Source organism: Streptomyces odontomachicola (genome assembly GCF_039605595.1).
Taxonomy (GTDB): Bacteria; Actinomycetota; Actinomycetes; order Streptomycetales; family Streptomycetaceae; genus Streptomyces.
Genome location: NZ_JBCFOK010000002.1, coordinates 129,014 through 148,666, shown reverse-complemented (window position 1 = coordinate 148,666; position 19,653 = coordinate 129,014). Strand labels below are relative to the sequence as shown.

Sequence of the window (19,653 nt, the reverse complement as noted above, 5' to 3'; positions counted from 1 at the left end):
CGGGCGCGGCTCGCGCGGCGCGCGGGAAACGGCGTGTGTTTCCGTTTCCCGGCGCCCCGCACAACTCCCTTTTGTTTTCCGGCGATTGACGGCGCGGTTCCACGGATTCCGCGTGCGGGGAAACGTGCCCGCGCCCCGCCCCGTAATCCGCTGATGGAGTGAGCACTCTTTCCCCGTGGCGCGGCGCGTGCATAGCCTGGCGCGCAATCGTCCCGCTGGCCGCATTGTCCGCGCGGAATCAGAAACCGCCACCGGGAAAGCCGTTCGCGATGGGGAGTTGCCATGGGTGATGTGTTCGACAACTGCCGTGCCGTGTCGAGATATCACGCGCTGCTGGACTCCGGAAGGGATCCGTATTACCGGCCCTTCTCGGCGCGCGGCCCCGACGGCAGCGCCGAGTTGGACGGGCGGCAGCTCACCATGACGGGCTGCAACGACTATCTGGGGCTGTCCTCGGATCCCCGTGTGCTGGAGTCGGCGGGGAGCGCGCTCAAGGAGTTCGGCACCACGTGTTCAGGATCCCGCCTCCTGAACGGAACGCTCACCCTGCACGAGGAACTCGAGGCGGAACTCGCCGATTTCCTCGGCCGGGAATCCGCCGCGGTGACCACCACCGGCTATCAGGCGAGCCTGTCCCTGGAGGGTCTGCTGACCCGCCACGACGTCGTACTCGGCGACGCGTTCAATCACGCCTCGCTGAATGACGGTGTGCGGCTCGGCTACACCCGGCACCGCCGCTACCGGCATTGCGACACCGGGCACTTGGAGCAGATGCTCCAGGCCACCCCGTCGCGGGCGGACGCGGAGGGAGGCGTGCTCGTCGTCACCGACGGGCTGTTCTCGATGGAGGGCGACCTGGCGCCGCTCCCCCGCATCACCGAGCTCGCCGACGCGTACGGGGCGCGGGTGCTGGTGGACGGCGCGCACGACATCGGCATGCTCGGGGCGCACGGGCGCGGCGCGGGCGAGCACCTGGGCGCCGAGGACGGGATCGACGTGCTGACCGGCACGTTCTCCAAGTGCTTCGGTTCGCTGGGCGGGTTCGTGGCGGGCCCGCGCGAGGTGATCACGCATCTGCGCTACAGCGCCCGGCCGATCATGTACTCGGCCGCGCTGCCGCCCTTCGCCGCTGCCGCCGCGCTGACCTCGCTGCGCATCATCCGCGCCGAGCCCGAGCGCCGCCGCCGGGTGCTGCGGCTGGCCGAGCGCATGCACGGGGAGCTGCGCGGCCTCGGCTTCGACACCGGGCATGACAAGACCCCGGTGATTCCCCTCTATTGCGCCGACGACGCGAGCTGCCTCTCGCTGTGGGAGGCACTGGTGGCGGAGGGCGTGTTCACCAATGTGGTGCTGCCCCCGGCCGTGGCGAGGCCGCTGATCCGGCTGTGCCCGCAGGCCGTGCACGAGGACGAGCAGATCGACCGCGTCCTGGAGACCATCGCGCGCTGCGCCAGGCGCCTGGGCACCCTCCCCGCACAACCCCCGGAGCAACCCCGACCGCACCCCGCAGACCGGCCCGGGGCCCACCCCGGAGAGCACCCCGGGGCTCAGCCCGGACAGCAACCCCCACACCAGTCCGCACCACAGCCCCCACCGCAGCGCCGGTCCACCTCGGGGAGCACCACGCAGGGGACAGCCACACCCGGGCACACCCCCGCGCACGGACACACCCCCACACACGGCACCACCCCCTCCTCACGGCCGGACCCCTCATGAAGACGCACGTCACCCCCGTGCGCGGGCGGGCGGAGCTCACCGCGTTCCTGCGGCTCTCGCAGCGGCTCTACCGCGATGACCCGTACTGGGTCGCGCCGCTGGAGCGCGAGCAGCGGATGCTGCTGAACCCGCGGCGGAATCCGTTCTTCGACACCGGTTCGGCGCGGCTGTTCCTGGCGCGGCGCGGCACCGGGCGCGGAGCCCCCGTGCTGGGGCGCATCGCGGTGGCCCGGGATCCGCGGTTCGTGGACGAGGAGGGCGCCCCTTACGGGGTGTTCGGGTTCTTCGAGTGCGCCGAGGACATCACCGTGGCCGCCGCGCTCTTCGAGGCCGCCGAGGAGTGGCTGGCCGACAGTGGCGCGGCCACGCTGCGCGGCCCGCTCGGGTTCACCACCAATGAGGAGTGCGGGCTGCTGGTGGACGGCTTCGCGCACGCGCCGACGCTGATGACGGCGTACAACCCGCCCTCGTATCCGGGTCTGCTGGAGGGCTGCGGCTTCACCAAGGCGAAGGATCTGTACTCCTGGCTGCTGCACGCGGAGCCCGAGGGGCGGCTGCCCGAGCGCATCGGCCGGCTCGCCGATGCCGTACGGCGGCTGGAGGGTGTCACGGTGCGGCCGCTGGATCCGGCGGACTTCGGGCGCGAGGCGGCGCGCATCCGGGACATCTACAACAGGGCCTGGGCGCGGAACTGGGGCGCCGTCACCATGAGCGACCGCGAATTCGCGCATCTCGCCGCGCGGTTGAAGCCCCTGGTGCGGCGCGGGCTCGCCCTGTTCGCCGAGGTCGACGGGGAGCCGGTGGCCTTCGCGCTGGGCGTGCCAGACCTCAATCAAGCACTGCGCCCGGTGCGCGGCAGGCTCACCACCTGGGGCTTGCCGCTCGGTCTGCTGCGGCTGGTGCGGGGCATGCGCCGCATCGACACCGGGCGGCTGGTGGCGCTGGGCGTGCAGCACGAGTTCCGGGGCCGCGGCCTGGAGACGGTGCTCTACACCGAGTTGCAGCGGCTCGCCCTGGAGCGCGGTTTCCGCAGGTACGAGCTGTCGTGGACGCTGGAGGACAACACCTCCGTGAACCGCGCCATCGAGGCGGCCGGCGGCAGCGTCTACCGCACCCACCGCATCTACCGGCGCCCGATCCCCGCACAGCGCGCCGCCTCGGCCGCCCCCGCGCCGGTGCAGTCCTGATGCGGGTGCTGGTCACCGGCGCGACCGGGTTCGTCGGTTCCCACCTCGTACGCCGGCTCGCCCAAGGCGGCCACCAGGTCGGCGTGTTGGTGCGCGATCCGGCCCGGCTGGCAGCCGACGCGCCGGTGGACCGCGTCGTACGAGGCGATGTGGCGAGCGGCGCCGGGCTGGCGGAGGCCGTACGCGATGTCGAGTGCGTCTTCCATCTGGCGGCCGCCGTCAAAGCGCCCAGCCCAGCGGGATACGAGCAGGTCAACGGGCAGGGCACCCGCCGGCTGCTCGGCGCGCTGCGGCACCTGCCGGCGTCGCCGCGGCTGGTGTACTGCTCCTCGCTGGCCGCGGCGGGGCCCTCGCTCGACGGGCGGCCGCGCGCCGAGTGCGCGCCGCCCGCACCCGTCTCGCACTACGGCCGCAGCAAGCTCTCCGGGGAACTCGCGCTGCGCGCCGCGGCCGGCTGGCTGGACGCGGTGATCGTGCGCCCGCCGATCGTCTACGGGCCCGGCGACCGGGAGTTCGTGCCGGCGCTGCGCTCCATGGTGGCCGCCGGACTGCTGCTGACCTGCGGCCGCGGCCCGCGCCGCTATTCCCTGGTGCATGTCGGCGACCTGTGCCGCGCCCTGCACGCAGCGGGCGAGGGCACCGAGCGCCTGGAGGGTACGAGGGCGGGCGCGGGCGCCGGTACGGGAGCGGCGCGCGGGGACCACGCGTCGGCGGGCCGCGGCGTCTACCAGGTCAGCGACGGCGAGGTGCACACCTACGAGGGCATCGGCCGCGAACTGGCCCACGCGCTGGGCCGAAGGGCGCCGCGCACCCTCCCCGTACCCCCGGCGCTGGCCCAGGCTGCGGCGTGGGCCGGCGAGTCGGCGGCCCGTGCGCTGGGCCGCACGACCATGCTCAACCGGGACAAGCTGCGCGAGGCACGGCAGCAGGACTGGACGCTGGCCATCGACCGCGCGGTGCGCGAGCTGCGCTTCACCCCGCTGACCGGTCTGCGGGAGGGCCTGGCGGGGGTGTTGGGCGCGGAGGGCGCGCAGGGCGCCGGGGCGGCGCCGTACCGAAGACGCGGTCCCAGTAGGGGGCGCTGATGCCGAAGCCGCGGCGCTCGTCCTCGAAGTGATGGCGCAGGTGGCGGCGGCGCAGCGCGCGCAGCAGCGGCGAGCGTGCCCGGTGGTGGTGGAGGGCGAAGTGCAGCATGTCGTACGCCAGGTAGCCCGCGCCGAAGCCGGCTCCTGCCGCCATCCAGCCGTCCGGGCCCAGGAGTTGGCGGAGGCCGAACAGGACGAGTGCGCCCACGGGGAGGCTCACCGCGGGCGGAATGACCAGCCGGTAGGGGTCATTCGGGTGTTCATGGTGAACGCCGTGCATCAACCAGTGCAGCCTCCGGGTAAAGGGAGACTTCGCGGAGAAATGGAAAACGCTGCGGTGCACCCAGTATTCGACCAGCGTCCACAGCAGATATCCGAGCAGCCACAGCCCAACTCCGCTCAGCGCACCGGAGCGTGGCAGTCCGAGCGCCGTCAGGAGAAGAATCAGCGGCAGATACAGAAGTGCCGGAACGGCCGGGTGGACCCGGCTCAGCCGATCCAGCCGGCGATTGGTGAACATCGGCGGTGAATCCCGCAGATAATCGGCACGGCGCACGGCGCCTCGCCTCCCTGGTTTTCCGTTCTTCTCCCGTAGCGTTCGCGGCGGCCCAGCACCGTAACAGCGCACGGCTCGCGGCACATTCTCCGTGTGTTCTCCCGCGTCGCGCGGCAGCACACGGTCCCGTACAGCAGGACACGGCAGTACCCGAGGAAAGGCACAGATTTCGATGTCACCCCAATTCGAGGCAATCGCGCGGCACCTGATTGACGACTTCGACGTTCCGGCCGAACTGGTCAGGCCCGAGACGACGTTCGCCGAGCTCGAACTCGACTCGCTCTCGCTGGCCGAGCTCGTCGTCATCGCCGAGGAGGAGACCGGCGTACGGCTGGGCGAGGTCGGCGCGGCCACCACGCTCCAGGAGGCGGCCCGGCAACTGGAGGCCGGCGCGCCCGCGGCGGCGGCAGCGGGCGCGGAGGCAGGGGCCGGGACCGAGGTCTACGCCGAGCCGGGCCGGTGACCGCGCCCCAGCGGGCCGCGCCCGAACCCCCGGTGCCCGCACCCGCGGTCGCCGAGCTGGCCGTGACCGGGCTCGGCCTGGTCACGGCGGCGGGCCAGGACGGCAGGAGCACCTGGGAGGGGGTGAACGCGGGCTGCGGGCTGGCCGCCCGCGACCCCCTTCTGCAGGGCCTGGACACCGACTTCTCCTGCGCCGTCGTCGACTGGAAGCCGCAGGCCGAACTGGGCCGGGTACTCAGCAGGCGGCTGGACCGTCCCGCGCAGATGGCGATGGTCGCGGCGCGCGAGGCCGTCGAACAGGCGGGGCTGCCGCCCTCGCTGCGCGGCGGCCCGCGGCTCGCGGTGCTCATCGGCGCGGGGACCGCGAGCTTCGAGGCGGTTCCCGGGGTGTGCGAGAAGATCGCCGACGGGCGCGCAGGTCTGGTGCCGCCGACCTCGCTGCCGCGTTCGCTGCCCACATCAGCCGCGGCCGAAGTCGCCCTGGACCTGGGCGCGCAGGGCCCGGTCATGTGCCCCGCCGCCGCCTGCGCCTCGGGCGCGATGGCGATCGGGCTGGCCGCCGACCTGCTGCGCGCGGGCACCGTGGACGCGGTCCTCGCGGGCGGCGCGGAGAGCGGCAGGTCGGCGATCAGCGCGGTGTCCTTCTCACAGCTCGGCGCGCTCTCCACGCGGCGCGCCGACCCCGCGGCCGCGTCCCGCCCCTTCGACGCCGGCCGCGACGGCTTCGTCCTGGGCGAGGGCGCCGGGCTCATGCTCCTGGAGCGCCGCGCCGACGCCGAGGCACGCGGGGCGCGGCCGCTCGCCTACCTGGCGGGACACGGCTGCGCGACGGACGCGCACCACATGGTGGCCCCGCATCCGGAGGGCCGCGGGCTGCGCCAGGCGCTCGGCCTGTGCATGACCCAGGCCGGATGGCAGCCGCGCGATGTGGACCACGTCAACGCACACGGCACGGGGACCCCGCTCAACGACGCGGTGGAGGCGCGCGCGTTGGAGGCCGTGTTCGGCGCGGGCAGGGTGCCGCCGGTGACCGCGGCGAAGGGAGCGCTCGGGCACACCATGGGCGCCGGCGGGGCCATCGAGGCCGCGCTGACGGTGCTCACCCTGCACCGCCAGACCATCCCGCCGACGGCGAACCTGGAGGAGCTCGACGAGGCCATCTCGCTGGACGTGGTGGCCCGTTCGCCGCGGCCGACGGACCTGCGCACCGCGGTCAGCACCTCGGCGGCGTTCGGCGGGCACAACACCGCACTCGCCTTCCGCGCCGCCGAACGGCCCGCGCCGAACGCGCCCGGCGGGACCGCCGAAGCCGCCGAGCCCGCTCCCTCGGTCGCATGAGCGCATGGGGCGATCCGAGCGTGTGGGGCGCTCCGCTGTGGTGGGCCGCGGCCGGCTGTGCGGCCGCCACGGCGCACTCCGCGTTCACCGCGCGCTTCGCGCCGCGTCCGCTCCCCGAGGTCACCGCTCCGCTCGACGAGCCGGTCTCGGTGCTGGTGCCCGCGCGCAACGCGGCGCACCGCATCGGACCGTGCCTGGAGTCCGTACGGGCACAGCGCGGTGTGCCGCTGCTCGAAGTGCTGGTGCTGGACGAGGGGTCGGACGATGACACGGCGGCGACGGCGCGCGCCGTGGCCGCGGGCGACCCGCGCGTACGCCTCCACCGCGGCGCTCCCCCACCGCCGGGCCGACCGGGCAGGCCGCAGGCCCGCCGCCGACTCGCCGACCACGCGCATCCCGCGTCCCGCACCCTGGTCTTCCTGGACCCCGACGTCGTCCTCGCCTCGCCCCACGCGCTCGCCTCCCTGGTCACGGCGCTGCGCGAGCACCGCGCCGGGCTGCTGGCCCCGCATCTCACCCGCACCGCGCACGGCGTGCGGGAACGCCTCGTCCGGCCGCTCACCCCGTGGTGCCGGTTCAGCTTCCTGCCGCTGTGGATGACGCGGCGGCCCGAACGGGCGGCGGCCGAGGGCCGGTTGCTGGTCTTCGACCGGTCCGCTTACGAGGCCGCCGGTGGTCATGGCGCGGTACGCCGCGAGGCGCTGGAGGACCGGGCCCTCGCGCGCGAGGTCCGGCGCAGAGGCGGCCGCCTGGTGACGGCCGACGCCACCCGGCTGGCCCGCTGCGGCACGTACGCCTCCTGGTCCGAAATCGCCCAGAGCCACACCAAGTCGCTGCGCACCGCGATGCCCTTCCCGCTGGCGCTGTGCGCGCTGATGGGGCTGTGCTTCCTGTACGTAGTGCCGCCCGCCGCCGCCTGTGCGGGCTCGCTCCCCGGGCTGCTCGGTTATGCGCTGGCCGTCGCGGGGAGGTGGGTGACCGGGCGGGCCGTCGGCCACCGGACCTGGCCCGACGCGCTCGCGCACCCGCTCTCGGTGCTGCTCCTGTGCGCCCTGGTGCTGCGCTCGTACGCGCTGGAGCGGCGGGAGTCCCGTACGGGGAAGGGGCGCAGCGCGCGGGTGCCCGCGCCGCGCGCCCGCAGAGGCGTACGCGACCGGACCCGCGCCCGCCCTCGTACCCGGGAGCGGCTGCGGGCATGGCTGCCCGGGCCGCGGCGCGTACCGGAGAACGGGCGCGGGGAGCAACGCGAGGGCGAGCGGCGGGAGATGGCCGACGGCGACTGGTGACCTGCCGGAGGGCGGACAGCGCTCAGTCGTCGAGGCGGGCGAACCAGCGGGCGTTCTCGCCGACCGCCTCGCGGTAGGTGCCGCCGTGGTCGGCCTCGCCATGGTCGACGACCGTGGCCTTGACGCCGTGTGCCGCCATGTCCTTGGCGCAGCGCACGGTGTTGCCCCGGGGCACATCGCGGTCACCGTGCGAGGTGTGCAGCCGCACCGGTACGCGCGGCCCCCACGCGCACATCCCGTCGTTGAGCCGCACCACGCGTGCCAGGGCTCCTGTCGGATGGCGTAAGTCCGCGTACCACTTCGGTGTCAGCAACTTCTCTATCGTGCGGGGCAGTTGAGCACTGATCTCCTCGTCCTTGTGGCTGCCGTCGAAGAGCCCCTCGACGCGCGCGGAGTAGGGCGCGCGGAAGACCTGGCGCGGGTCGGAGTAGAGGGGGTGGAGGCGGTTCTGCGCGGTGAGGAAGTAGGAGAGGTAGAAGACTGCCGAGGTGCCGGCCACCCGGCCGTCGTACATGCCGGGCAGCTCCTCGCCGCCGATCGCGTACGGGCCGCTCACCGGGGCCAGCGCCCGCAGCCTCAGGCCCGGTGCGGCGCCGCGCTGGATCTCGCGCGCCAGGGCCACCGCGACCTGGCCGCCCTGCGAGAAGCCGGTCACGTACACCTCGCCGGTCAGCCGCTTGCCGTGCTGCCCGGCGGCGGTGCGGCCCGCGCGCAGCGCGTCGAGCGAGGCGGACACCGAGGAGCGGGTGTCCATGTAGGGGTGGCGGCCAGGACCGCTGCCCAGCCCCAGGTAGTCGGGCGCGACGACGGCCCGGCCGCCCGCGGCGTACAGCAGCGCGCCGAGCCCCGAGAGGCTGTCCTCGCCGGACGGCGCGTACCCGCGGTAGCCGGTCGTCCCGTGCGTCTCGGACACGGTCGCGATCTTCTTCCCGCCGCCGTCGGGCAGCACCAGCAGCGCCGAAGCGGTGGTGGGCGCGCCCTGCGGAGTGATCGTGGCGTACGTGAGCCGGTACAGGGTGCCCCCGTACCGCGCGGCCGGGGCCTTCACCTTCGCCTTCGCCAGCAGCGCGTCGATCTGCGCCCGCGATTTGTGCGCGAGCCGCTCGACGCCGAGCAGCGCGCCTCTGGCCCGCTTCTGGTCCTGGGTGTGCGAGTGGTGCTGCGCGGACGACTGCGGTACGGAGGCCGCGGCGGGGGCGATGGCGTACGCGGACGGTACGAGGAAGGCGGCGGCGAGGGCCGCGGCGGTCAGGCGGCGGCGCGCCCGGCGAGGTGTGGGCGTGCGAGGTGTGGCCGTGCGAGGTGTGGTCATGGCACGAGCCTGGTCGCGGAGTGCTCACCGCAGTAGACGGCCAGCACCCGGACCTGAGGTGGGGTCTGCCTCCATGTGCTCGCGCTGTGCGCGGAGTTGAGCGATTGCGGTCCATATGCAACCGGACGGCGTTCCGTTGTGTCTGGGTGTGGAGAGAGTGCACACCAATGTGTCCTGAGAGCGGCTTGAGCCGCATGGGGGAATCACTTCGTATGCGCAGTGCAGTGAAGTTAGTGACGGTTGCGGCGAGTTCGGGTGTGCTGGCCGCGGGGCTGATGACGGCGGGGGCCGGTCCGGCCTCGGCGGCCGGGTCCGGAAAGTCGCCCTCTGGCAAGTCCTCCTCACCCTCGGGCATTCGCGGGGACTTCAACGGCGACGGCTACGGGGACGTGGCCACGTACGCGAGCCTCAAGAGCGGGCGGGTGACCGTCCTGTACGGCTCGGCCCAGGGGCGGCTGGGCGGCGGGCGCGCCGACCTGGGCCAGCACTCCCCCGGCGTACCCGGTGACGACGGCGACTCCGACAACTTCGGCAGCGCGCTGACGGCCGGCGACTTCGACGAGGACGGCTACAGCGACCTCGGTGTGGGCGTGCCCGGCAGGATCGCGGACGGGCAGGAGGCGTTCGGCGGGGTCACCCTGCTGTGGGGCAGCTCCTCGGGGCTGCGGGACGGCAGCACGCCGGACACCGGCACGCCCGCGGACACCGACCCCGACCACGCCGTGGGCCGGGCGCTGGCCGCCGCCGACTTCGACGGCGACGGCCACCTCGACCTGGCCACGACGCACAACGAGGGCGTACGCGTGATCAAGGGGCCGCTCACGCGCGCCGGGCGGAACGCGGGCGTGAGCGACGTACCGGGCCTGCACGGCTGGTCGCAGGAGCTGCGGGCCGGTGACATGAACGGCGACGGGCGTGCCGATCTGGTCGCGGAGACCGAGAAGGCCGCCGATCCCGAGTGGCGTGCGGCGGCGCAGTGGGCGGCGGGCAGGAGCACCGGGCTCTCCTCCTTCGTCGACGTCCCCGGCGTGCCCGCGGGCGACGGCTACCCCGGCTCCTCGCAGACCGCGCTCGGCGACATCGACCACGACGGCAAGGCGGACCTCGCGGCCGCCGACCCGAAGTCGGGCCGGGTCGCCGTGGTCTACGGCTCGGCCTCGGGCCCCGGCGGCGGGCGCCCCTCGGTCACCCTCACCCAGGACACCGAGGGCGTACCCGCGACCGACGAGCCGGGCGACAAGTTCGGTCTCGGCCTGGCCATCGGCGATACGGACGGCGACGGGTACGGCGAACTGGCCGTCGGCGCCCCCGGCGAGACCCTGGGCCGCGGCTCCCGCGCGGTGAAGGAGGCGGGCGCGGTCACCGTGCTGCGCGGCACCGCCGAGGGTGTGAGCACCAAGGACGCGCTGTACTTCACCGAGAACAGCGAGGGCGTACCCGGTCACGCCGAGCGCGGCGACGACTTCGGCACCGAGCTCGTACTCGCCGACAACGACGGCGACGGCCGCGCCGACCTCACCGCCTCCGCGATCGGCGAGAACGGCCACGGCACGGTCTGGAACCTCCCCAGCACGGCCCGCGGCGTGACCGGCCGCGGCTCCGCCTACTTCGGCCCGCCGGCCGGCGCGGACTTCTTCGGGAATCCGCTGGCGCGCTGAGCGCGGGAGTCACACGCCGCGTGACTACGTGTGGGGCCGCGTCGAGGACACTCGGCGCGGCCGCCCGGGTGGCCGCGCGGGCGTCCGACAGCACACATCGGCCCGGGCCGCACGCCTCGCGCCCCCTCACGGCACCCGCACCACCTGCCCCGCATAGCTCAGCCCCGCGCCGAAGCCGAGCAGCAGGACCGGGTCGCCGGGGGCCACCTCGCCGCGGCGCCGCAGCGCGTCCAGGGCCATGGGTACCGAGGCCGCCGAGGTGTTCCCCGCCTCCACGATGTCCCGCGCCAGCACGGCGTGTTCGGCCCCGAGCTGCGCGGCGATGGCCTCGATCATGCGCAGGTTGGCCTGATGCGGTACGAAGCCGCGCAGCTCGTGCGGGTGCAGCCCGGCGCGTTCGCAGGCACGCCGGGCGACGTCGGCGAGACCGTCCAGCGCCCACCGGTACACGGCCCGCCCCTGCATCCGCAGCCACCGCTCACCGTCGGGGCCGCCCCCGGCCTCGGCACCGGCCCCAGTCCCGGTCTCGGTGCCAGCCTCGGTGCCGGCCTCGGTGCCGGTGTCAGCCTCGGTCCCGCCGTCCGGGATCGTGATCAGGTCGGCCAGCTCCGGTGCGCTGCCCCACACGGTCGGGTGAATTCCCGGGTGCGCGGCGGCGGTCACCAGCGCGGCGCCCGCGCCGTCGGCGAACACCGGCGCGGTGTCCCGGTCCCCCGGGTCGACCCAGTCGCTCATCCGCTCCGCGCCCGCCACCAGTACGCACCCGGCCGTACCGGCCCTGACCAGCCCGTCTGCCACGCCGAGCGCGTAACAGAACCCGGCGCAGGCCGCGTTGAGGTCGAAGACTCCGGGCGATTCCAGCCCGAGCGCGGCGGCCACCCGCGCCGCGGTGCTGGGCATCGGGGAACGCGCCGAGCACCCCGCCACCACCACCGCGTCCACCCGCCCCGCGGGAACGCCGCCCTCGGCCAGCGCCTTGCGCGCGGCGGCAGCGGCCATCGCGCTCACCGTCTCCTCCGCGTCGGCGACGCCGCGCCTGCGCACCCCGACGCGCCGCTCAATCCACTGCGCGTCCACGCCCCAGCGCGGGGCGAGTTCGGTGCTCTCCACGCCGCGTGCGGGGCGGTACGCGGCGAGGGCGGCCAGCCGCGAGTACGCGGGGGCGGGAAGGCCGTGGCGTACGGGAAGGTCACGGCGTACGAGCAGTTCGGGCCGTACGAGCAGGTCAGGTCGTACGGAGGCGGAGGGATCCACCGGGTGCTGGTTCTCGGTCACGCCGCTCATCCTGGCCGCAAGCCCGCGGAGGACCGCGCATTTCGCGCGTTACACCCCGGCGTTGCCCGGTCGGCCTGTACGCGCACGCGCTCTGGTAGACATCTCGACCACACACCGGCGAAAGGGTCGAAATGCCTCCGCGCACGGCCAGGCCGCGCACCACCGCGTTCACCCCCGTACTGCGGCTGGACCCCAAAGAGATCGCGGTCCTGCCGTTCCTGCTCCTACTGGCGGTGCTCGGCGTGCTGCGCCCGGCGGCCGTCGCGCATCCCGACGCCCGTTCGGGGCTGGTCGCCGCGGCGCTGCTGCTCGCGGTGTGGGGCGCGGGCGCGCTGCGCTGCCCGGTGTGGCACGAGACGGCGTACGAGGGCGGCTGCCGGTGGACGCGGAGCGCCCGCGACCTGATCGCACTGGCCCTGTGCCTGGGTCTGTATCCGCAGCTCCGCTGGGCCGTGCCGATGCTGCACCCGGCGCACTACGACGCGCAGCTCGCGTACGCGGACCGCTGGCTGTTCGCGGGGCACGACCCGGTGCCGATGCTGGCCCCGCTGGTGCATCCCGCGCTGACCGCGGTGCTGGGCCTGGCGTACTCCTGCGCATGGCTGCCGCCGCTCGCCCTCGGCCTCCACCTTTTCCTGCGGCGCCGCGAACGCGCTCTCTCCGACCTCCTGTTGGGCCTCATCCTCGTCCACTGCGCGGGCTTCCTGTGCTACTTCCTGCTGCCCGCCGCCGGCCCCCGCTTCGGCCTCGCGGGCCACTTCGCCACCCCGCTCAACACGTGGTGGACCGCGCGCTACATGGCCCACAACATCAACGTGGACGCCTTCCCCAGCCTCCACATCGCCGGCACGACGGTCGCAGCCTGCTTCCTATGGCGCGACACCCGCCCCTCGTTCTGGCTCCACTCCCCGCTGCTCCTGGCCATCGGAGCCTCAACCCTGTACCTGCGCTGGCATTACGCGGTCGACGTACTGGCGGGCCTGCTATTGGCAGCCGCCGGTTGCTATGTGGCACCGCGCCTCAACGGGGCGTGGGAGCGCGCACGTTCTCGCCAGGATGCCAACACCAAGCGCAGGCGATCAGACGAAACCGTGAGCCAGCGGCTCTCTTCCGGTTTTGACTGAAGCGGCCCACCTACCCGCCTTGGGTAATCCTCAACTCGCTGGTGGCAACCTCTTCACTGGCGCCTTCTGAACACTTTCACGACTCCTTCTGACGATTCCGCTGACCAGGCCCCTTAAGACGGACGCATGAGCACATCATGGATTCAGGATCCGTACGCACCACACGATCTTTTACTGATATTTGAAGGGCGATGAGTTTGCGGACCGCGAAATCGCCATGGTGGTGCCAAGGGATCAACTGATCCTTCGTGCGGGCCGGCAGCCCGCACCCGACGACCACCGCTTCTCAACGGTGAGGCTGCGGTGAGGACCCCTGGAGGACGAGTGAAGGATGGCGACGTCAGCAAGGACGTATCGCCCCAGGACGGCGGCCACCGCGAGACCGTCCACGCACCGACCAACCTGCCGCTGGACTTCGAAGGCTTCTACCTCGGGCACCAGGAGTTCTTCCACGCCTTCGCCGAAATCCACCTCGGCAGCAGGAGGGCCGCCGAACAGGTCGTCCATCAGGTCTTCCTGAAGATTCTGGCCGGCTGGAACCAGCTGCTGAAGCAGAACGACCTGGAAGAACAGGCCCTCGCGGTGCTGCACCGATGCGTCACGGACCGTCTGCGACACGATCAACGGCGCGCGGCGTTCGTCATCAACGGTCCTATAGCCCAGCAGTTGAAGGCCGTTCGGCATGGGCTGGAGTTCAGCACCGGGTCCCGCGGCCTCTACGAGGCGATTCTGGAACTTCCGCCCCGCCAGTTCACCGTCATCGTCCTGCGCTACCTCCTCGGGTACGAGACGAAGAAGATCGCCCGCTACATGGGCTTGGACCCGCGCACCGTCGTCTACCACTGCCGGAAGGGCAAGGAGCGCCTCCGCGTGCATCTGAATCTCCCGGAAGAGCCCCGACGGGGAAAGGAAGGAGCCGGCCAGTGACCACCATCGACGGCCTTTTGGCCCACGCTCGAATCCCGACCTCCCCAGCCGACGGGTTCGACGTCGGCGCCGCACTGCGCCGGCTCGCTGAAGACGCGGCCGACGCCACCCCCGCACCGGACATGCTCCATGCCGCCCGCGCCGGTCAGCAGCTGTCCGTGGTCTGCCGCTGGTACCTCAACAGGCCGGATGCCGCCGAACACGTCGACCGTCTGGCTCAGGACCCCGACGCCTCCACCGAGCTCACCGAGGACCAGCTCGACGTCGACGGCGCTGTGGTATTCGCCTGCCTGCTCTACCTCACCGAGCACTTCGAGAGCGCACAGTTCTGGTGGCAGTTGGCCGCGGGAGCCGGACACCGCGGCGCTGCCTACTGCCTCCACCTGCACCATCTGGCCCGCGGAGAGAGCCGGGAAGCGCAGCACTGGATCCATCAGGTGACGGACACGCTGCTTGAGCCCAGCTCACCTGCTCTCGACGACGATTTCTTCACCAACGTGGAGAGGATGACCCGCTTCGTGCGCACCTCCGGGTGCAGCCGGGCCACCGCTCCCACGGGCGAGCTGGAGATGGAAGTCAACCGCCTTGCGACCTCGGGGGCTGACTCGTGCATCATCCTCAGCCGCCCGGACCGCCGTCTGGCCGCCCAGTTCCACCAGTTCAACGCTCAAGGCAACACCTGGAGGTAGCCCAAGCCCCTACAGGCGAGGAGCCCTCTTCCCCGCTTTCAGACTCCTGGCCGTGGCCGGATGGGCTCCTCGCGATCGGTTCCCTGGAGAAAGGACAATCTGTCGTGAACGGTGATGCCGAACACCGGTCTTGGCGCAGGACCATGGCAGAACTTCTCCGGCGGGCGCTCCGCGGCGTACGCCGAAACCGCCGGACGGCAGTTGCCCACATGGCGCGCGGCGTCTGCTATGGGCTGGGCACCGGCGTGGTCAGCCTCGCCGTGTTCTGGGTCCAGAAGCGCGTCTGACCATGTAGCTGTCGGCGCCCCAGCTTTGCCCGGGGCGGGGCATCATCGCCCCGCCCCGCACCTACGCCCCTCAGCCCCTCCCCACGTACTCCGCCAAGTGCTCCCCCGTCAGCGTCGCCCGCTCGGCGACCAACCGTTCCGGCGTGCCCGAGAAGACGATGCGGCCGCCGTCGTGGCCCGCGCCCGGGCCCAGGTCGATGATCCAGTCGGCGTGGGCCATGACCGCCTGGTGGTGTTCGATGACGATGACCGTCTTGCCCGCGTCGACGAGGCGGTCGAGCAGGGCCAGGAGCTGTTCGACGTCGGCCAGGTGCAGGCCCGTGGTCGGCTCGTCGAGGACGTAGACGCCGCCCTTTTCACCCATATGAGTGGCGAGCTTGAGGCGTTGCCGCTCGCCGCCGGAGAGCGTCGTCAGGGGCTGACCCAGTGTCAGGTAGCCGAGCCCCACGTCGTGCAGGCGCTCGAGGATCCTGTGCGCGGCCGGCGTACGCGCCTCGCCCGCGCCGAAGAACTCCAGCGCCTCGTCCACCGACATCGCCAGCACCTCGCTGATGTCCCGCCCGCCGAAGCGGTATTCGAGCACCGAGGACTGGAAGCGCCTGCCCTCGCACTCCTCGCAGGGCGCGGCGACACCGGCCATCATCGCCAGGTCGGTGAAGAGGACGCCGGCGCCCTTGCACTGCGGGCACGCGCCCTCCGAATTGGCGCTGAACAGCGCCGGCTTGACCCCGTTGGCCTTGGCGAACGCCTTGCGTACGGGGTCGAGCAGCCCGGTGTACGTGGCCGGGTTGCTGCGCCGTGAGCCGCGGATCGCGGCCTGGTCGACCGCGATGACGCCCTCGGAGGCGGGGATGGAGCCGTGCAGCAGGGAGCTCTTGCCGGATCCGGCGACCCCGGTGACCACCGTGAGCACGCCGAGGGGGATGTCGGCGTCCACGTTCTGCAGGTTGTTCGCCGTGGCGCCCCGGATCTCCAGCTTTCCGGTGGGCTCGCGCACCGACTTCTTCAACTCCGCGCGGTCGTCCAGGTGCCGCCCGGTGATCGTGCCGGAGGCGCGCAGGCCCTCGACGGTGCCCTCGTAGCAGACCGTCCCACCCTCGGTACCGGCCCCCGGACCGAGGTCCACGACATGGTCGGCGATCGCGATGGCCTCCGGCTTGTGCTCCACGACCAGCACGGTGTTGCCCTTGTCGCGCAGCCGCAGCAGCAGGGTGTTCATGCGCCGGATGTCGTGCGGGTGGAGGCCGATGGTCGGCTCGTCGAACACGTACGTGGTGTCCGTCAGCGAGGAGCCGAGGTGCCGGATCATCTTCACGCGCTGCGCCTCGCCGCCGGAGAGCGAGCCCGAGGGGCGGTTCAGCGAGAGGTAGCCGAGGCCGATCTCCACGAAGGAGTCGAGGCTCTGCTGCAGCGCGGTGAGCAGCGGCGCCACCGAGGGCTCGGCCAGCCCCCGTACCCACTCGGCCAGGTCGCGGATCTCCATCGCGCTCGCGTCCGCGATCGACAGGTCCTTGATCTTGGAGGAGCGGACCAGCTCGCTCAGCCGGGTGCCCTCGCACTCGGGGCAGACGGCGAAGGTGACCGCGCGGTCCACGAAGGCCCGGATGTGCGGCTGCATCGACTCCCTGTCCTTGGACAGGAAGGTCTTCTGGATCTTCGGGATCAGGCCCTCGTACGTGAGGTTGACCCCGTTGATCTTGACCTTGGTGGGCTCCCGGTAGAGGAAGTCGTGCCGCTCCTTCTTGGTGAAGTCGCGGATCGGCTTGTCCGCGTCGAAGAACCCCGACTCCCGGATGACCCGTACCACCCAGCCGTCACCTGTGTAGGTGGGAATGGTGAAGGGGTCCTCGGCGAGCGATTTCGCGTCGTCGTACAGCTCGGCCAGATCGATGTCGGAGACCGTGCCGCGGCCCTCGCAGCGCGTGCACATGCCGCCGGTCCGGGTGAAGCTCACCTTCTCGGTCCTGGTCTTCTCCTCGCCGCGGTCCACGGTGAAGCCGCCGCTCGCGCTGACCGTGGCGACGTTGAAGGAGAACGCGCCCGGCGGGCCGACGTGCGGCTGCCCGAGCCGGCTGAAGAGGATGCGCAGCATCGCGTACGCGTCGGTCGCGGTGCCCACCGTGGAGCGCGGGTCCGAGCCCATCCGCTGCTGGTCCACGGTGATCGCGGTGGTCAGCCCGTCGAGCACGTCCACCTCGGGCCGGGCCAGGGTGGGCATGAAGCCCTGCAAGAAGGCGCTGTAGGTCTCGTTCACCATGCGCTGGGACTCGGCGGCGATGGTGTCGAACACCAGCGAGCTCTTGCCGGACCCCGAGACCCCGGTGAACACCGTCAGCCGCCGCTTGGGCAGTTCGACGCTGACGTCCTTGAGGTTGTTCTCGCGCGCGCCGTGCACCCGGATCAGGTCGTGGGTGTCGGCGGGGTGCGGGGCGGGGTGCGCCTCCGGTACGGGCCGGGGCGCGGGCGACTGCGGCTCGGGCTCGGCTCCGGGTCTGGGCTCGGTGCTCGCGGCCATGCTCTTCTCTCCACCTGTCGTGCGGGACCGCGAGGGCCCGCGATGGGTACTGCCGAGCGCATCCGGCCGCGCGGGGCGAGCCGGATGCGTGTTCGGGTTCTCGGCAGCGTAATGCCGGGGGTACGGAAGCGGGACCGGGTTTCGGCGGGGCCGGGCCGGCCCTGCGCGGACCCGGCCCCTCCGGGTCACTTCCCCTTGGGCTGGGTGAAGCGCAGCATGTTGCCCGCCGGGTCGCGGAAGGCGCAGTCGCGCACTCCGTACGGCTGGTCCACGGGCTCCTGCAGCACCTCGCCGCCCGCCGCGCTGATCTTCTCGAAGGTCGCGTCGCAGTCGTCGGTGTGGAAGAGGACGGCCCGCAGCAGGCCCTTGGCCAGCAGCTCGGCCATGGCCCGGCGGTCGGCTTCCGAGGCGTTGGGGTCGGCCAGGGGCGGTTCGAGGACGATGCTCACATCGGGCTGCGCCGGCGAGCCGACGGTCACCCAGCGCATCCCCTCGAAGCCGACGTCGTTGCGTACCTCCAGGCCGAGGATGTCCCGGTAGAAGGCGAGCGCCTTCTCGTGGTCGTCGACGGCGATGAAGCAGGTCGAGAGCGTGATGTCCGTGTCTGTCATGTCTGTCACGCTACGGGCGGCGGCGCCGGTATGGCTTCTCCATTCCTGACCGTTCCCGCAGTCGTCCTGACCGGACGCGTGAGGATCTTGGCCATGCAGGCCGGCACGGCGGCGCCCGCGTCGTGCTCGCGCGCCCTGTAGGCGCTGGGGCTCTCGCCGACCAGCTCGGTGAAACGGGTGCTGAAGGAGCCCAGCGATGTACACCCCACCGCGAAGCACACCTCGGTCACCGACAGGTCGCCGCGTCTCAGCAGGGCCTTGGCGCGCTCGATGCGCCGCGTCATCAGATAGCCGTACGGCGTCTCCCCGAACGCGGCACGGAAGCTGCGCGAGAAGTGGCCGGGCGACATCAGCGCGGCGCGCGCGAGCGCGGGCACATCGAGCGGCTCCGCGTAGGCGCGGTCCATCAGGTCACGGGCCCGGCGCAGCCGGACGAGATCTTCCAGGGTCACGTTTTCAGGATCGCATGGGGGTACGACAGAGCGGCTCCGGCGAACAGCACGGCGGCCTCCCCGGCGGTGCCGCTACCCCTGGGGAAGCCGTCTCCCGCCGTTACGGAGGGATGGGCGCCGCGGGGTCCCGCCCTGCCGCCCGGCACGGGCGAGGCGGCGCAGACTCTGGCGCAGCCGCCACGAGGCGATCAGCAGGCTGGGGCCGAACACCGCGAAGATGAACCCGTCGCCCCCTTGGGCAAGCATCCAGGCCACAGCGGCGATGCTCAGCAGGAGAACGGCGCTGGAGAAGACCGCGGCGGCAAGGGGCCACGGAAGCCGGATGAGGGCGATCAACGGCCAGAAGACGGTGATCGCGCACAGCACCAAGGCGTAGATCGCCATCGAGCCCCTCCCACGACGCGGATGCCGACATTCTGCAACGTCGCGTAACCACTCCGGCATTCGGGGCCACTGAGCTGATGAGGACCAGGGCCCGGGCGCACCGACTTACGTGAGACATGCAACGAAACCCCGTGATCAATTTTCTCCGCCTCTCCGCCGTCGCCTAGCGTCCCCGCCCGTCAGGGGGCTGGCGATCGGAGAGAAGACGTGAACCCCAGAAAAAAGATCTGCATCCTCGCGGGCGCCCTGGCCGTGCTCTTCGCGTTCCTGCTCGCGAAGGCCATCAGCAAGGGCGACACCGGCGGCATCGTGATCGAGTCGGCGATGCTCGCCCTGTGCTGCGTCCCCGTCGTCATGGTGCTGCGGAAGTCTCCGCAGGAGATGGACATGCGCATGGCCGACGCCAGAACGCGCCAGGACGCCGAACTGCGCTCGCAGTCCTGGTGGCGGATATGGATGGCTCCGGTGCTGCTCCTCGCTTTCAGCACACTCATCGTCGCAGGTCATATCGCAAATGGCAGGCCGCTCAACGGGGCGATCCTGCTCGCTGCGGGGCCCTTCGCGATCTCGCTCGTCAGGCTTCTGAGCATCGCGCGCCGCAAGCGGAAGTTGGAGCAGGGCCCGGACCGGAAGAGCCGTTCGTAAAGCACGCTTCGTAAAGCGCGCTGTGTGTCCGCCCCAACCCGGGTTACCCACGCGTCAGTTGAGGTCGGCGTGATAGATGAGAGGAGACCACATGCACACTGCAGACACAGGGCGGCACTTGCCGGAACCCGGCGATCCCGGGTG

Annotated in this window: 19 protein-coding genes; 12 read left to right on the top strand and 7 right to left on the bottom strand. The window is 72.2% G+C overall.

Annotation, left to right across the window (positions count from 1 at the left end):
- The first annotated feature begins 282 nt into the window (after positions 1–282).
- From ABEE00_RS03380 to ABEE00_RS03370, 3 genes are read left to right on the top strand one after another with little or no spacing between them, the layout of a single operon-like run.
- Positions 283–1,716, top strand: a complete 1,434-nt coding sequence (locus ABEE00_RS03380; RefSeq protein WP_345743686.1) for an aminotransferase class I/II-fold pyridoxal phosphate-dependent enzyme — start codon at positions 283–285, stop codon at positions 1,714–1,716.
- Positions 1,713–2,903, top strand: coding sequence for a GNAT family N-acetyltransferase (locus tag ABEE00_RS03375; protein WP_345743685.1), 1,191 nt, complete (start codon positions 1,713–1,715; stop codon positions 2,901–2,903). Before ABEE00_RS03380 ends, ABEE00_RS03375 begins: the two co-directional genes overlap by 4 nt.
- Positions 2,903–3,988, top strand: coding sequence for an NAD-dependent epimerase/dehydratase family protein (locus tag ABEE00_RS03370; protein WP_345743684.1), 1,086 nt, complete (start codon positions 2,903–2,905; stop codon positions 3,986–3,988). Before ABEE00_RS03375 ends, ABEE00_RS03370 begins: the two co-directional genes overlap by 1 nt.
- On the opposite strand, the gene ABEE00_RS03365 is transcribed toward ABEE00_RS03370, so the two are convergent.
- Positions 3,876–4,544, bottom strand: coding sequence for a sterol desaturase family protein (locus ABEE00_RS03365; protein ID WP_345743683.1), 669 nt, complete (start codon positions 4,542–4,544; stop codon positions 3,876–3,878). The genes ABEE00_RS03370 and ABEE00_RS03365 overlap by 113 nt on opposite strands.
- A 172-nt stretch (positions 4,545–4,716) precedes the next feature.
- Here ABEE00_RS03365 and ABEE00_RS03360 point away from each other — a divergent pair, with 172 nt between their 5' ends.
- Genes ABEE00_RS03360 through ABEE00_RS03350 form a run of 3 tightly spaced genes read left to right on the top strand, consistent with a single transcriptional unit; the run spans position 4,717 to position 7,630 of the window.
- Positions 4,717–5,007 (top strand): acyl carrier protein, encoded by a 291-nt coding sequence (locus ABEE00_RS03360; RefSeq protein ID WP_345743682.1) that lies wholly within the window; start codon positions 4,717–4,719, stop codon positions 5,005–5,007.
- A complete protein-coding gene (locus ABEE00_RS03355; RefSeq protein WP_345743681.1) occupies positions 5,004–6,344 on the top strand; it encodes a beta-ketoacyl-[acyl-carrier-protein] synthase family protein in 1,341 nt (446 codons plus the stop codon). Before ABEE00_RS03360 ends, ABEE00_RS03355 begins: the two co-directional genes overlap by 4 nt.
- Complete coding sequence (locus ABEE00_RS03350) at positions 6,341–7,630, top strand: glycosyltransferase family 2 protein (protein WP_345743680.1); 1,290 nt, start codon at positions 6,341–6,343, stop codon at positions 7,628–7,630. Before ABEE00_RS03355 ends, ABEE00_RS03350 begins: the two co-directional genes overlap by 4 nt.
- Before the next feature lie 22 nt (positions 7,631–7,652).
- Here ABEE00_RS03350 and ABEE00_RS03345 read toward each other — a convergent pair whose 3' ends face one another.
- On the bottom strand, positions 7,653–8,942 hold the full coding sequence (locus ABEE00_RS03345) for an alpha/beta fold hydrolase (RefSeq protein WP_345743679.1): 1,290 nt from the start codon (positions 8,940–8,942) through the stop codon (positions 7,653–7,655).
- A 233-nt stretch (positions 8,943–9,175) separates the two neighbouring features.
- Here ABEE00_RS03345 and ABEE00_RS03340 point away from each other — a divergent pair, with 233 nt between their 5' ends.
- Positions 9,176–10,600 carry an FG-GAP and VCBS repeat-containing protein gene (locus ABEE00_RS03340; RefSeq protein WP_345743678.1) on the top strand — a complete coding sequence of 475 codons (1,425 nt, stop codon included), beginning with the start codon at positions 9,176–9,178 and terminating at the stop codon, positions 10,598–10,600.
- 126 nt (positions 10,601–10,726) lie between these two features.
- Here the strand turns inward: ABEE00_RS03340 and ABEE00_RS03335 are convergent, their stop codons facing one another.
- Positions 10,727–11,875, bottom strand: coding sequence for a beta-ketoacyl-ACP synthase 3 (locus tag ABEE00_RS03335; RefSeq protein ID WP_345743677.1), 1,149 nt, complete (start codon positions 11,873–11,875; stop codon positions 10,727–10,729).
- A gap of 131 nt (positions 11,876–12,006) precedes the next feature.
- Here ABEE00_RS03335 and ABEE00_RS03330 point away from each other — a divergent pair, with 131 nt between their 5' ends.
- The 4 genes from ABEE00_RS03330 to ABEE00_RS03315 all read left to right on the top strand — a co-directional run bounded on the left by ABEE00_RS03330 (position 12,007) and on the right by ABEE00_RS03315 (position 14,902).
- Positions 12,007–12,999 (top strand): phosphatase PAP2 family protein, encoded by a 993-nt coding sequence (locus ABEE00_RS03330; protein ID WP_345743676.1) that lies wholly within the window; start codon positions 12,007–12,009, stop codon positions 12,997–12,999.
- Positions 13,000–13,323: 324 nt separating this feature from the next.
- Entirely contained in the window at positions 13,324–13,926 is a 603-nt protein-coding gene (locus tag ABEE00_RS03325; protein ID WP_345743675.1) for a sigma-70 family RNA polymerase sigma factor, read from the top strand.
- The gene (locus ABEE00_RS03320; protein ID WP_345743674.1) at positions 13,923–14,615 is read left to right on the top strand and encodes a hypothetical protein; all 693 of its coding nucleotides are present in this window, start codon (positions 13,923–13,925) and stop codon (positions 14,613–14,615) included. Before ABEE00_RS03325 ends, ABEE00_RS03320 begins: the two co-directional genes overlap by 4 nt.
- Positions 14,616–14,758: 143 nt before the next feature.
- Positions 14,759–14,902: a hypothetical protein gene (locus tag ABEE00_RS03315; protein WP_345743673.1), complete on the top strand. Its 144-nt coding sequence runs from the start codon at positions 14,759–14,761 to the stop codon at positions 14,900–14,902.
- A 70-nt stretch (positions 14,903–14,972) separates the two neighbouring features.
- Here the strand turns inward: ABEE00_RS03315 and ABEE00_RS03310 are convergent, their stop codons facing one another.
- The 4 genes from ABEE00_RS03310 to ABEE00_RS03295 form a co-directional block, all read right to left on the bottom strand.
- The gene (locus ABEE00_RS03310; RefSeq protein WP_345743672.1) at positions 14,973–17,417 is read right to left on the bottom strand and encodes an excinuclease ABC subunit UvrA; all 2,445 of its coding nucleotides are present in this window, start codon (positions 17,415–17,417) and stop codon (positions 14,973–14,975) included.
- Between the two features lie 185 nt (positions 17,418–17,602).
- On the bottom strand, positions 17,603–18,028 hold the full coding sequence (locus ABEE00_RS03305; protein ID WP_345743671.1) for a VOC family protein: 426 nt from the start codon (positions 18,026–18,028) through the stop codon (positions 17,603–17,605).
- A 5-nt stretch (positions 18,029–18,033) separates the two neighbouring features.
- Positions 18,034–18,480 carry a helix-turn-helix transcriptional regulator gene (locus ABEE00_RS03300; RefSeq protein WP_345743670.1) on the bottom strand — a complete coding sequence of 149 codons (447 nt, stop codon included), beginning with the start codon at positions 18,478–18,480 and terminating at the stop codon, positions 18,034–18,036.
- 72 nt (positions 18,481–18,552) lie between these two features.
- On the bottom strand, positions 18,553–18,864 hold the full coding sequence (locus ABEE00_RS03295; protein WP_345743669.1) for a hypothetical protein: 312 nt from the start codon (positions 18,862–18,864) through the stop codon (positions 18,553–18,555).
- A gap of 207 nt (positions 18,865–19,071) precedes the next feature.
- On the opposite strand from ABEE00_RS03295, the gene ABEE00_RS03290 reads away from it, so the two are divergent.
- Positions 19,072–19,509, top strand: coding sequence for a hypothetical protein (locus tag ABEE00_RS03290; protein WP_345743668.1), 438 nt, complete (start codon positions 19,072–19,074; stop codon positions 19,507–19,509).
- Positions 19,510–19,653: the final 144 nt, after the last annotated feature.

Coding starts and splice junctions, on each gene's coding strand:
- ABEE00_RS03375 (WP_345743685.1), top strand. CDS start 1,713: ATGAAGACGCACGTCACCCCCGTGCGCGGGCGGGCGGAGCTCACCGCG.
- ABEE00_RS03350 (WP_345743680.1), top strand. CDS start 6,341: ATGAGCGCATGGGGCGATCCGAGCGTGTGGGGCGCTCCGCTGTGGTGG.
- ABEE00_RS03370 (WP_345743684.1), top strand. CDS start 2,903: ATGCGGGTGCTGGTCACCGGCGCGACCGGGTTCGTCGGTTCCCACCTC.
- ABEE00_RS03295 (WP_345743669.1), bottom strand. CDS start 18,864: ATGGCGATCTACGCCTTGGTGCTGTGCGCGATCACCGTCTTCTGGCCG.
- ABEE00_RS03360 (WP_345743682.1), top strand. CDS start 4,717: ATGTCACCCCAATTCGAGGCAATCGCGCGGCACCTGATTGACGACTTC.
- ABEE00_RS03330 (WP_345743676.1), top strand. CDS start 12,007: ATGCCTCCGCGCACGGCCAGGCCGCGCACCACCGCGTTCACCCCCGTA.
- ABEE00_RS03310 (WP_345743672.1), bottom strand. CDS start 17,417: ATGGCCGCGAGCACCGAGCCCAGACCCGGAGCCGAGCCCGAGCCGCAG.
- ABEE00_RS03345 (WP_345743679.1), bottom strand. CDS start 8,942: ATGACCACACCTCGCACGGCCACACCTCGCACGCCCACACCTCGCCGG.
- ABEE00_RS03380 (WP_345743686.1), top strand. CDS start 283: ATGGGTGATGTGTTCGACAACTGCCGTGCCGTGTCGAGATATCACGCG.
- ABEE00_RS03315 (WP_345743673.1), top strand. CDS start 14,759: ATGGCAGAACTTCTCCGGCGGGCGCTCCGCGGCGTACGCCGAAACCGC.
- ABEE00_RS03305 (WP_345743671.1), bottom strand. CDS start 18,028: ATGACAGACACGGACATCACGCTCTCGACCTGCTTCATCGCCGTCGAC.